Origin of the sequence: Nocardia sp. alder85J (assembly GCF_020176955.2) — a bacterium.
In the GTDB taxonomy this organism is placed as follows: Bacteria; Actinomycetota; Actinomycetes; order Mycobacteriales; family Mycobacteriaceae; genus Nocardia.
Genome location: NZ_JAIUCZ020000006.1, coordinates 19,448 through 31,046, shown reverse-complemented (window position 1 = coordinate 31,046; position 11,599 = coordinate 19,448). Strand labels below are relative to the sequence as shown.

14 protein-coding genes are annotated in these 11,599 nt (G+C 67.3%); 3 read left to right on the top strand and 11 right to left on the bottom strand.

Going from position 1 to position 11,599, the window contains the following annotated elements:
- Positions 1 to 106 precede the first annotated feature (106 nt).
- Positions 107 to 523 carry a hypothetical protein gene (locus tag LBW94_RS23255; RefSeq protein WP_225062481.1) on the bottom strand — a complete coding sequence of 139 codons (417 nt, stop codon included), beginning with the start codon at positions 521 to 523 and terminating at the stop codon, positions 107 to 109.
- Positions 524 to 645: 122 nt separating this feature from the next.
- Positions 646 to 1,494: a transposase family protein gene (locus LBW94_RS23250; protein ID WP_225062831.1), complete on the bottom strand. Its 849-nt coding sequence runs from the start codon at positions 1,492 to 1,494 to the stop codon at positions 646 to 648.
- Positions 1,495 to 1,657: 163 nt separating this feature from the next.
- Here LBW94_RS23250 and LBW94_RS23245 point away from each other — a divergent pair, with 163 nt between their 5' ends.
- On the top strand, positions 1,658 to 1,867 hold the full coding sequence (locus tag LBW94_RS23245; protein WP_225059370.1) for a hypothetical protein: 210 nt from the start codon (positions 1,658 to 1,660) through the stop codon (positions 1,865 to 1,867).
- A 45-nt stretch (positions 1,868 to 1,912) separates the two neighbouring features.
- On the opposite strand, the gene LBW94_RS23240 is transcribed toward LBW94_RS23245, so the two are convergent.
- The gene (locus LBW94_RS23240) at positions 1,913 to 2,554 is read right to left on the bottom strand and encodes a TetR/AcrR family transcriptional regulator (protein ID WP_225059371.1); all 642 of its coding nucleotides are present in this window, start codon (positions 2,552 to 2,554) and stop codon (positions 1,913 to 1,915) included.
- A gap of 110 nt (positions 2,555 to 2,664) precedes the next feature.
- Here LBW94_RS23240 and LBW94_RS23235 point away from each other — a divergent pair, with 110 nt between their 5' ends.
- Entirely contained in the window at positions 2,665 to 3,369 is a 705-nt protein-coding gene (locus tag LBW94_RS23235; protein ID WP_225059372.1) for an SDR family NAD(P)-dependent oxidoreductase, read from the top strand.
- A gap of 95 nt (positions 3,370 to 3,464) precedes the next feature.
- Here LBW94_RS23235 and LBW94_RS23230 read toward each other — a convergent pair whose 3' ends face one another.
- Positions 3,465 to 4,772, bottom strand: coding sequence for an NAD(P)/FAD-dependent oxidoreductase (locus LBW94_RS23230; protein WP_225059373.1), 1,308 nt, complete (start codon positions 4,770 to 4,772; stop codon positions 3,465 to 3,467).
- Between the two features lie 114 nt (positions 4,773 to 4,886).
- On the opposite strand from LBW94_RS23230, the gene LBW94_RS23225 reads away from it, so the two are divergent.
- Complete coding sequence (locus LBW94_RS23225; protein ID WP_225059374.1) at positions 4,887 to 5,798, top strand: LysR family transcriptional regulator; 912 nt, start codon at positions 4,887 to 4,889, stop codon at positions 5,796 to 5,798.
- Here LBW94_RS23225 and LBW94_RS23220 read toward each other — a convergent pair.
- The 7 genes from LBW94_RS23220 to LBW94_RS23190 all read right to left on the bottom strand — a co-directional run bounded on the left by LBW94_RS23220 (position 5,774) and on the right by LBW94_RS23190 (position 11,372).
- Entirely contained in the window at positions 5,774 to 6,052 is a 279-nt protein-coding gene (locus LBW94_RS23220) for a hypothetical protein (RefSeq protein WP_225059375.1), read from the bottom strand. The two genes, LBW94_RS23225 and LBW94_RS23220, sit on opposite strands and share 25 nt — an antisense overlap.
- A 138-nt stretch (positions 6,053 to 6,190) precedes the next feature.
- Entirely contained in the window at positions 6,191 to 7,411 is a 1,221-nt protein-coding gene (locus tag LBW94_RS23215; RefSeq protein WP_225059376.1) for a cytochrome P450 family protein, read from the bottom strand.
- A 14-nt stretch (positions 7,412 to 7,425) separates the two neighbouring features.
- Positions 7,426 to 8,667 carry a cytochrome P450 gene (locus LBW94_RS23210; RefSeq protein WP_225059377.1) on the bottom strand — a complete coding sequence of 414 codons (1,242 nt, stop codon included), beginning with the start codon at positions 8,665 to 8,667 and terminating at the stop codon, positions 7,426 to 7,428.
- Positions 8,664 to 9,284 (bottom strand): GTP-binding protein, encoded by a 621-nt coding sequence (locus LBW94_RS23205; protein WP_225059378.1) that lies wholly within the window; start codon positions 9,282 to 9,284, stop codon positions 8,664 to 8,666. Before LBW94_RS23205 ends, LBW94_RS23210 begins: the two co-directional genes overlap by 4 nt.
- A complete protein-coding gene (locus LBW94_RS23200; RefSeq protein WP_225059379.1) occupies positions 9,259 to 9,681 on the bottom strand; it encodes a DUF742 domain-containing protein in 423 nt (140 codons plus the stop codon). Before LBW94_RS23200 ends, LBW94_RS23205 begins: the two co-directional genes overlap by 26 nt.
- 6 nt (positions 9,682 to 9,687) lie before the next feature.
- Entirely contained in the window at positions 9,688 to 10,098 is a 411-nt protein-coding gene (locus LBW94_RS23195; RefSeq protein WP_225059380.1) for a roadblock/LC7 domain-containing protein, read from the bottom strand.
- The gene (locus tag LBW94_RS23190; RefSeq protein WP_225059381.1) at positions 10,098 to 11,372 is read right to left on the bottom strand and encodes an ATP-binding protein; all 1,275 of its coding nucleotides are present in this window, start codon (positions 11,370 to 11,372) and stop codon (positions 10,098 to 10,100) included. The genes LBW94_RS23195 and LBW94_RS23190 overlap by 1 nt, the downstream gene beginning before the upstream one ends.
- Between the last annotated feature and the right edge of the window lie 227 nt (positions 11,373 to 11,599).

Genomic DNA, 11,599 nt, shown 5'->3' with positions numbered 1-11,599 from the left:
GTTAGCATTGGCCGCGCGAACCGGGATCGGGCCTCCGGAATTCTAGGGAGTTACGGTTCGTCTTCGAATCCCGGTGCGGGTTTCGATGGTCATGATGAAAAGGCTCTCATTCAAACCAGGGGAGAGCTGCAGGGGAGAAGGGGTGTTGTTCGTGCAATTTTTCGAAGGCCGTCTTTTCAAGCTGGAGCGGGATACCAGGCATCTCCGTGAGGACATGGTGGCGCTGAAAACGGAGACCGACACCCGGATCGGCGGGCTGGAAGTCCGGGTGGCAGACCTGGAGTCGGTGTCCGGGGAGCGGTCCGACAAGATCCTGAACGAGTTCCGCCTGGTCCACGGCCAGCTCGGCGGGTTGACCAGTGACGTCGGCGGCTTGAAAACCGAGGTCGATTATATCAAGGGCGATGTCGATATCCTCAAGGAGGAGGTCGCCAACGTCAAATATGAAATCAATGGCGTAAAGGCTGAGATCGGTCAGATCAATACTCGTATGGGCGTTCACGAGGGGATACTCGCCGAGCATTCGTCGATACTGCGAGAACATTCTGTGCTGCTGAAGGAGATTCTCGGACGACTCCCGGCGAAGGCGCCGGAGCCGGAGCCCGTGGAGAGTGAGCCATTCCGGGTAAGCGGCGTGTCGGGCGCTCACGCTGTGCGGCGGTGTTCGAGTTGGAGCAGTACCAGTGCGGCGGCGGTGATGGCGCCGATTCGCCACGGGCACAGCGTGACTCGGCGAAGAGCTTTGAAAGTGGTTTTGAGCAGCGCGTTTCCGCGCTCGCCGAGGGCTCTGCGGGTGTTGTGAGCCTTGTTGGCGGTCTTGTGTTCCTCGGTGAGCGTCCCGCCGGCCGGGGTCTTGGTCGCGGTGGTGATCAGCGGGGCTTGTCCTTCGTAGCCGAGATCGCCCAGCACAGCAAGGTCGTGGCTGGTCCAGCCGGTGAACGCATCATGCACACCCTCGTGGGTACGCAACGCTTTGGTGTCGTGTTCGCGGCCGGGCCGCACGTCGGAAGTCCAGATCGGAAATCCGTCGGGCACCGTCACGACCTGCACGTTCCCGCCGTGGTGGCGGTGTTTGCCGGACCACCACAGATCGACGCGGCGACCGCTGGAACTGCCCTTGCGCAGGGTCGGTCCGGGTTCGCTGATCCGATCGGTTTCGATAAGCGTGCCATCGACCGAAACATGCTCGTGCCCAGCCAGATACGCCTCCCATAACGCCTGCCCGAGGTCGGGTGCCTGGTCGGCGAGCACGTCGATCCCTTCGTGAAGGTAGGCGTAGCAGGTGGATTTACCGATGCCGTGATCGACGGCGAGCTGGCTGACACGAACAGCGTCGAGGAACCAGCGGAGCACGAGAACGGCCTGGTCAAAGCAGCACAGCGCCCGCCGCCCCGCACGAGTGCCCCGGCGACGGCGTTCGGTTTCGAGCAGGCTGGTCAAGCGTTCGACAGTGGGCTCGGAGACCGGCAGGACGGCTGTGTATGTCACACTCATGGGGCGCGGAGTTCCTATGAAGTTGTCTTCTTGGTCGAAACAACCTCTACCAGGCACTCCGCGCTTTCACGTTGCACCCCAACACGTTCCGGCGTGTCACCAGGTCAAGCCGCCGCAGCCACCCTTACCCGGAATGGCTCAGTGTCCGAGGGGAGCTCTGAGGGTGACCGCGGCCAGATCGCCGATGGAGGCGCGGGTGCAGCGGTTGGAGGACGCGGCCGACCGATGGCATGCGGGCATCCTCGAGGAGTTCGGCATCCTGCACGGCGAACTCCAGGGCCTGCGCGGGGATGTCACCGCGCTCGGGCACGAGATGAAATCCGGCACCACCATGCTGGAGCGGATTGTCGGCCTGCTCGCGCCGCGGAGATAGCGATATCGTGGCGGTCCCGGAACGACCGGGGCCGCTACCGAATTCTCACCGATCCGATTCCATGGCCGCCCGCAGGATGTCGTGCTCCAGCGGTGCACCGGGCAACGGGTGCGCCGCCTCGGTACGCAGGCCGTCCAGCAGTATCGCCACGTGCCGGCGCCATGCCTCGGGGGCGCGGTGCCGCACACCGTCGGTGGCGCGCACCACCGACCAGAGCATCAGCCCGATATCGGTGACATCGACATCGGGCCGCAGTGCACCGGCCGCCTGGACCCGGGCGATCAACTCGTGGAACAGCACCTGCCCGCGACGCTTCGCTTGCTCGATCCGGCTGCCCGCGGGCAGCGGGCGCACGCAGACGTCCGTGAAACCCCGGTCCGTGGCCTGCAATTCGGCCATCGTGATCAGGTGCTGCACGAGCCCGGTCCACGGATCGGCCGCGGCCAGCGCAACCTCCGCGCTCCGCACCGACTCCTCGACGCGCTCCAACTGCGTCTCATCGATCAATTCGTCGCGGGTGGGGAAGTGGTTGTACAAGGTGCCGATGCTGACACCCGCCTCGCGCGCCACCGCGTTCAGTGACGCGTCCAAACCGTCGGCTGCGAACCGCCGCCGCGCGGCGGTCAACACCTTCTCCCGGTTGTCCCGGGCATCGCGGCGGCGCGGCCGCGACACGAGATCCACCATCCAGCCAGCCTAACAACGCGACGCGTGGCCCTGCTCCGGCTCGACTTCCCGCTAAGTCGAGTGCATACTCAACTTGAGTACCCTCTCGATTTAGGTTGGAAGGATCAGACATGCCCCATCTGGCACTGTTCGGCGCCGGTCCCGCGCTCGGCCTGTCGGTTGCTCGCCGCTTCGGGCGAGCCGGTTTTGCCGTGACACTGATCGCACGGAACAAGGGCACGCTGGAACAGTTGCGCGACACCCTCATTGCCGAGGGTGTCACCGCGGATGTGCTCTACGCCGATCTGGTGGAGGACGCGCAACTCGACGCCGCGATCGCGGAACTCCGGGTCCGCCACGGGGTTCCGGATGTGGTGCTCTACGGTCCGGGCGACGTGGCCCGGCTGCCGGTGGACGCGCTGTCCCTGGATGTGGACACCCTGCGGACCTGGCTGCCCCTGCATCTGCTGGCCCCGGTCCGCATCGTGCACGCGCTGCTGCCCGGCATGGTCGAGCGCGGCTCCGGCGCGGTGCTCATCGCACAGGGCATTTCGGTGCGGGATCCGCAGGCGGCATTGGCCAGCGTGAGTGTGCCCAGTTCCGGGCTGCTCAACTACCTGCACTCGATCGACGAACAGGTGCGAGAGCGTGGGGTGCGGGTGGGCAGTCTGCTCATCAGCAGGCTGATCGAACGCAGCGCGGCCCAGATCCTGTTCGACTCCGGACATTTCGCGTCGGTCGAGCAGAACGAACTGCCACGTGTCCACCCGGACGAACTGGCCGAGGAGTTCTTCGCCATGGCCACCACGAATGCGGAGGTGGGCAGGGCCGCTTAGGCCGCTGTGCGAAAGTCGCTCAACACGAAGCCCTCCGAGGCTGTCCGGCCTCGGAGGGCTTCACGGTATTCGTCCCGACGACTGCCGGGGGGCGGTCATGCCGCGCGTTGTTCGGCCCTGGGGACGGTCTTGGACTGCCGGTCCGCCTCCTGGAAACCGGGCCGCCCGGTGCCGATGAAGGCGATCAGCCAGGACGCCACCGCGACGAACCTGTTGCGGAATCCGACCAGATAGAACAGGTGCACCGCCAGCCAGGTGAGCCAGGCCAGCGTGCCGGTGAACTTCACCTTGTCGCTGAGCTTGGTGACCGCGCTGAACCGGCTGATCACCGCCATGGAACCCTTGTCCCGGTAGCGGAACGGCGTGCCGGGCTGCTTCTTGCGGCGGATGATGTCGGCGACGTGCCGGCCCTCCTGCATTGCCGTCGGCGACTGGCCCGGATAGCCGTTGAGCGAGGTCATATCGCCGATGGCGTAGATATCGGCGTGCCCACCGGCGGTGCAGTCCTGGTTGATGAGCAGCCGCCCGGCCCGGTCGGTCGCACACCCGGTGACCTCGGCCAGCAGCTTCGCGAAGCCACCTGCCTGCACGCCCGCCGACCAGACCACGGTCTCGGCGGCGATCAGCCGCTCCACGCCGTCCTTGCTCTTGACCGTCACCTTGCCACCGTCGATATCGGTGACGAAGGTGTCCAGCAGCACGTCGACGCCGTTGTTGCTCAACGACTTCAGCGCGTACTCGGACAGGCTGCCGCCGAACGGGGGCAGCACCGCGCCCGCGCCCTCGACCAGGGTGACCGAAACGTCCTTGTGGTAGTGCCGTTTCGACAGTTCCTTCAGCTGCCCGGCCACCTCCACGCCGGTCGGGCCCGCACCCACCACCACGAAGCTCAGCAGTCGCTTCCGGGTCTCCGGATCTGCCGACGCGGCCTCGTCGAACACCCTCTTGATCTGGGTGCGCAGTCGCTCGGCATCGTCGACGGTCTTCAGGGAGTACGTCTTCTCGGCGAAATCGTCACGGCCGAAATAGGACTGGCTGGCACCCGTGGCGGCGATCAACGACGAGTACCGGATCTTGCGCGGTCCCTCGGGTGTCTCGTATGTGAGGACGGCGGCGTCGGCGTCGATGTCGACGACGGTGCCCAGCCGCACATCGGCGTTGCGATGCCGGCGACCCTCCAGGATGTCCGCGATCGGCGGTGCGATGTCGCCGGCGGGCAGCACGCCCGTGGCAACCTGATACAGCAGTGGCTGGAACAGGTGTTCCGGCGTGCTCGAGATCAGGACATAGTTCACCTTCGATTTGCTCAGTTGCTTCGCGGCGGCGAGTCCGCCGAAGCCCGACCCTACGATGACCACATCAGTGGTCTCGATGCTGTGCTGGACCCGCAGATCCTCGTCCACTGTGACCTCCTCCTTCTCTCATTAGTAAACGCGATTCGGAAACTGGCTGTTCCACGGGTCAGGGCGCATAATTTAGATGACTCTTATCTAGATCGCTCATGAATGGAGATCTCGATGGAACTGCGGCAGCTCGCCTACTTCGTAGCGGTGTGCGAGGAGCTCAGCTTCAGCAGGGCGGCCGCGCGGTGCTTCATATCGCAATCAGCTATCAGTCATCAGATCGCGCGGCTCGAGCATGATCTTGGCACGCAGCTCTTCGAGCGCTCCACGAGGTCCGTGGTTCCGACCGATGCGACCACTCGGCTACTTCCGCTTGCGAAGCAGATGCTGAGTCTGGAATCCGCCATCCGCGCTGCTGTCCGGGCATCCGGTCCGCGAATTCGCCTGGCTGCGAATATGTCCTTCGCAACCCGGTCGCTATCGGCGATCGCGGGTGCGCGGGCGGCTCATCCGGGGGCCGAGATCGAGTTCGTCATCAAGCCGTTCCGGCAGCGCATCGCCGCGGTCGCCGACGGCGATTGTGACATGGCTCTCATCCGGGGCAGTGTCGATCAACCCGGTCTGACCGTCGAACGACTGTGGGTGGAGGACCTGGTGATCGCGGTCTCGCGGGCGCACCCGCTGGCCGGGCGTCCGGCGGTGACGCTCGGCGAACTCGGTGGTTATCCACTGCTGCTGCCGCCGGAGCAGGAGCAGATCCTGCTGCACAACATCGTCCGCGCGGCCTACCTGCCCGGCCGGCCGGCGTACGGTCCGCCGATCCCGCCGGACCACACCGCGACGATGGAACTGGTCAATCGGCCCGATGCCTGGACGATTCTCTATGCCGACAGCGCCACCGAGGGCATCGCGACGCTCGAGTTGTCCGGCCGCCCGCTGCGGGTGCCGGTGTCGGCGGTGCTGCGCGCCGACGCGCGGCCGTCACCGATTCTGGACACCCTGCTGACCACGCTGCACGGTGTCCGCGCCGAGCCGCCCTCGGACGTCCCGGACGCCGGTGGTCAGGCGCAGGCGCCGACCGAGTAGCACCAGCCCAGCCAGCGCAGTCCGGCCGATTCGGAGGCGGAACCGGTGACCAGCGCGCTCGGCAGGTTGAACGGTGCGGCCGGGACCGCGCCCCCCGAGCCGGTGCCGATCGTGATCGCTTCCGCGCCGGGATATTCCGGCGCGAGCGGCACCGCGGCGACGACGGCGGGCGAGGCCGTCGCATCGACCGCGCCGACCGAGAGCATCCCGGTGAGCAGGGCTGCGGCGAGCAGGGTGACAGCGAAAGTTCGCATGGCGCTGTTCCTTTCCGAGCGGGTCGGGGACCCGCGGCACCCACATTCTGAAACGTCAACTATTCATATGTGTCGGTTTCGCGAAAATGACGGTGGCCCCGGTCGTCCGGACCGGGGCCACCGCGCTGTGTGCATCGATTATCGCAGAATCACCGGCAGGCGCCGGTGCCCGTTGGAGATGAAACTGGGCACCGTGCCAAGCTCCGCCGGATCCGCCGCGAGCCGCAGGTCCGGGAAGCGGGCGAACAGCGCCGGCAGCGCCACCGCCGCCTCCAGCCGGGCCAGCGGTGCGCCCAGGCAGAGATGGGCGCCGTAGCCGAATGCCAAGTGGTCCTTGCGGGTACGGCTCACGTCGAACTCCGCCGCGGTCTCGCCGTGCACCTTCGGATCGCGATTGGTGGCGGCGTAGGAGGCCAGGATCGGATCACCCTTGGCGATCGTCACCCCGTCGAGTTCGATGTGGTCGACGGCGTACCGCAGCGGCAGGTAGGCCACCGGCGCCTCGAAGCGCAGCGTCTCCTCGACCACGTCCTCCCAGTTCGCCTCGCCCGCTTCGACTTTCGCGCGCTGATCGGGGCGGGTGAGGAGCAGGTAGACGGCCTGGTCGAGCAGGTTCACCGTGGTCTCGTGCCCGGCGCTGATCACCAGTAGCAGCGTGTCGACCAGCTCCTGCTCGTTGAGCTGCGAGCCGTCCTCCTCGTCGCGGTACGAGATCAGCAGGCTGGTCATGTCGTCGCCCGGCGTCGCGCGGCGATAGGCCACCAGCTCGCCCAGGATCCGGTACATCTCCATGTAGTTGGCCTGGGACTGCTCCGGTGTGAGCGTGGTGTCGAAGATGCCGTCGACACAGCCGCGCAGGCCCGGATTCAGCTCCTCCGGAACGCCCATCAGCTCGGAGATCACCTGGATCGGCAGCGGATACGCGAAACCCTCACGCAGATCCGCGATCTCACCCTCCGGCGTGGCCGCCAGCGCGTCCAGCAGCGCGGTGGTGATCGCCTCGATCCGCGGCCGCAGCGCCTGGGTGCGGCGATGGGTGAAGGCCGGGGCCACCAGCTTCCGCAGCCGTTTGTGGTCGTTGCCGTAGGCGGTGAACATGTTGGTCACCGCCACCCACGGGAACAGCGGCCAGTCCTGCGGGATCTCGCCGTTGACGAAGGCCGGCCAGTGCTGCCGGGGGTCCTTCGACACCCGCGGATCCGCCAGCAGTTTCTTCAGCAGCTCGGCGTCGGTCACCGACCAGGCGCGCACGGCGCCGGGCAACTCCACCGGGGTCACCGGTCCGCGCTCGCGCAGGCGCTGCGCCTCGCCCTGGATATCGGTTCCGTGGGGATCCAGGACGAGAGGTTGTAGCTCCATCGGGTGGTTCTCCTCTAATACACGTGCAAGGGCGGAGTCGGTGGGAAGGTGACCGGCAGCGCGGCCAGGGCCCGATGGAAAGGCCCGGGGCGCCAGGTCAATTCGGCGGCGGGGACGGCCAACGTCAGTTCCGGCAGGGCGTCGAGCAGCTGATCGATGGCGTCCTGCACGATCAGGTAGGCCACCGAGCGGGCGGGGCAGGCGTGCGGGCCCACGCTCCACGCCAGATGCGAACGGTTGTCGGTGAATTCGCGCGCGCCCAGCGCCGGATCGTTGTTGGCGGCCGACATGCTGATCACCACCGGATGGTGGGCGGGCAGCCACACGTCGTCGATGAGGACCGGCTGCCGCGGGTAGCTCACGCAGTAGTTGGCCATCGGCGGGTCGGTGAACAGCACCTCGTCGAGCGCGTCGCGGGTGGACAGGCTGCCGCCGATGAGGCTGCCGGCGAAGCGGTCGTCGGTGAGGATCAGCAGCAGCGTATTGACGATGAGGTTCTGCTGCGGTTCGATGCCCGCGCCGTACAGGGTGACCAGCTGGTGGATCATCTCGGTGTCGTCGAGGTGGGCCGGATGTTGCAGCAGCCGGGTGGTGATGTCGTCACCGGGCTCGGCGCGTTTGCGGCCCACCAGCTCCAGCAGGGCGGCGACCATCATCTGGTTCACCTTTTCGGTGTCGGCACTCTCGAACATCAGCGCCATAGCCGTCGCGACCTGCTGGCCGATGTCCGGGGTGCAGCCGAGCATCCGGTTGAGCACCTCGAAGGTCAGCGGATAGGCGTACTGCGTGATCAACTCGACCGCGCCGGTGGTGCAGAAGGTATTGATCAGCGGGATCGCCGCCTGCTCGACGGTGCTGTGCAGTGCGTGCAGATCGACGCCGTTGATCGCGGCGACGTTGGCCTGCCGGAAACGGGTGTGGTCGGTGCCCGCGCTGCGCAGCGCGTTCGGACGCCACTCCAGCATCGGCAGCACCGGCGCGTCCGGCGGCACGCCCCGCTGCCAGATGCGCGGATCGGCCGGGAAGTGGTCCGGGTCGTTGAGGATTCGCACCGCGGTCCGGTGGCCGATCACCAGGGTCGCCGGTATCCCGGGCGCCAGATCCACCGGCGCCAGCGATCCGAAGCGCCGGCGCATCTCCCGATAGGCGGCGTGTGGATCGGCGGCGAATTCCGGTGCGTACAAGGGAATTCGCGGTCCGTCGGTGTCGACGGGCGAGCCGTGCGACACCGGGACGGGGGCGGGGGGACGGGTCAACGGGTGGGCTCCAGACGACGGTGGAACAGGTACTCGACGAGGGTGATGAGTGCTTGCAGACAGGTGGCCCGATTGCGGGCGTCCAGCGAGGTGAGCGGGGTGTGCGGCTCCAGATCGAGCGCATCGCGGATCTCGTGCAGCGGAAAGCGTTGCGCGCCTTCGAATTCGTTGACGGCGACGGCGTACGGGGTGCCGCGCTCCTCCAGGACTGACAGCACCTCGTCGGCCCGGTCGATACGCCGGGTGTCGACCAGCACCAGCGCGCCGAGCGCGCCGCGGGCCAGTTCGTCCCACAGCGGCAGGAAGCGCCGCTGTCCTGGTGTGCCGAAAAGGTACAGCGCCAGTTGCGGATTGAGGGTGATGCGTCCGAAATCCATGGCGACGGTGGTGGTCACCTTCGACGGCATGCCCGCCATGTCGTCGATGCCGACGCTGGCCTCGGTGATGGTCTCCTCGGTGCGCAACGGCCGGATCTCGGAGACGCTGTTCACGAGGGTGGTCTTGCCGACCCCGAAATTGCCCGCCACCAGCAACTTCACCGAGCGGGTGACGGTTTCCGGGACATAGTCGACAGCACGGGCATCGGCTCGCTCAGACGGCGAGAGCGCGGAGCCCATTGAGTACCTCCTCGAGCAGGGCGACCTCCGGCAGCGAATCCGCCGGGGTCGGGGTCACCAGGTGACCGGAATCCAGCAGATCGGCTGCCAGGATCTTCACCACCGACGGTGGCAGGTCGAGATAGGCGGCCACCTCGGCGATGGACAGCGCGCGACTACAGATGCCCAGCACCCGGCGCAGATCCGGGCTCGCGCCCGGCGCCGCCTCCTGCGCGGCGACCACCAGGGTCACCAGATCGAGGTCGCGGGTGGGGCGGGTGCGACCGCCGGTGCGCACATAGGCGCGAACCAGATCGGGATCGCGCCGATGCTGGTCCTGCGAGGCCGCGGGGCTGGGATCAGCGGGTCTCCGTGCGCCGCTGCCGCCTCCGGCTCCTGACCACTCGTGCCCGCTCATCACCCGTCACCGATGGCGGGGCAGGCTGCCGAGCTCGTGGCCGACCCGCGCCGCGAGCTCGTTCATCCGATGGGCGACCAGGCTGACGTCCACCTGCGCGGTGGTGGAGACCCCGATCAGCGCGCCCTCGCCGGCGGCGGTGATGAAGATCATCCCGTGGTCGTACTCGGTCATGTTCTGCCGCACCGTATGTGCCGAGCCGCAGAATTCGCCGAGCGCCTTGCCGATCGAGCGCAACCCGGACGCGCCGGCGGCGAAACGATCGGCGTCGTCGAGGCTGATGCCACCGCTGTGCGCGATGCGCAGGCCGTCCTCGGACAGCAGCACCGCGAATCGGACGCCGGGGAATTCCAGTTCGTCCAGCAGCCAGGCCAATTTGTTGCTGCCGTCCGTGACGGCGGTGCCGGGTGTGCCCATCAGGATGTCATCCCTTCGGTGTGTTCGTATGCGGCGGCGCGGCCGCTGTGGGACCCGCTGTGCCACGCGGCCGCGATATCCGCGCGGGGCAGTGCCGTATCGGCGCCGGGCTGCTCTCCCGCGAGCGGATCCGCCGCGGACCGGTCGGACTCGGCGGCCGCGGGTGCGGTGACCGAGATCGATCGGCGTCGTCGGCGCGGCAGTCCGCCGGGGGTGATTTCGTGAACGGTGGACTCGATCGAATCAGATTCCAGCACAGTCGGTTTCGAGGTCGATTCGGCGGCGGGCAGGGCGACGGGTGCGCCGGCGAGTGCGGCCGGCGCATCAGGTGCGGCCACCTCTTCGGAGCGCGGTACCAGCAGTTCCTCCGGGACGTACACCATCGCGCGCATCCCGCCGTACATGTTGGGACCGTCGACGTAGACGGTGAACCCGTAGCGCCGCGACAGCGCGGCGATACCGGGCAGCCCGATCCGGGGCGACGGGCCGAGCTGCTGGATGTCGACGATCCGCTCACCGGAGAGGATCTGCCGGGCCTCCTCCATCTGCTCGCCGTTCATCCGGACCCCGGCGTCGTCGACGATGATGGTGACGCCGTGATGGCCCTCCTGGAAGGTCACGTCGACGAACGAGGCCGGTGGCGAGTACCGCAATGCGTTGTCCAGCAACGTCGCCAGCGTGTGGACCAGCGGCTCCACCGCGCGGCTGATGGCCACGCGGTCCAGCTGCTGCGGCCGGATGCGGGTGTAGTCGCGGACGCGGCCCGCGGCGCCGCCCACCACGTCGGTGAGGGTCTGCTGCGGCCAGCGGCGGCCGGGCAGGCCGCCGCAGACGATCACATAGGACTGTGCCTGGCGGATCATCTGCTGCACGCTGTGGTCGATGCGGATCAGCGTCTCGTACACGTCGTCGCCGCGGTGTTCGCGCAACGCGCTGCTGACCACCTGCCCGACATCGGTGCCGAGGCTCACCACGGCCGTGCCGAAGGCGCGCACGGCCGCCGCCGTCGCCTCCCGGGCGCCGCCCTCGACCCGCTCGCGGGTGGTCACCTCGGTGCGTGAGATGGATTGTTGTACTTCGTATTCGGCCTGCCGCCGCAGATCGTTGTGTAACATCCGCAGGTGTTCGATCTGTTGTTCGGCGGCCCGTAGCGCGTCCTCGGCGTTCTCCGAGCGAGTGCGCTGCCGGTAGGCATAGAAGACCGTCGCCACCACCACGATCAGCAGGACGACGGCGAGGATCCACGAAATCGTCAGTGCGAGAGATTCATTCATCAGGTTGCCTCGTCGCCGGATGCCCGGCCGCTCAGTCCTTCCCCAAATCGACGTGCCGATTGTGAACATCTATATCACGACCGGATAACACTCGCGTCAGAAGCGGAGTTCGGCCATGACGCACGCCGACTCGGCGGGGCCGTGAAAACGTTTGCCGGACAGGAAGATCGACGCACACGCCTGACCGGTTGGGGCCCCGAACCACCCCAGCACTCGACGTCAGAACA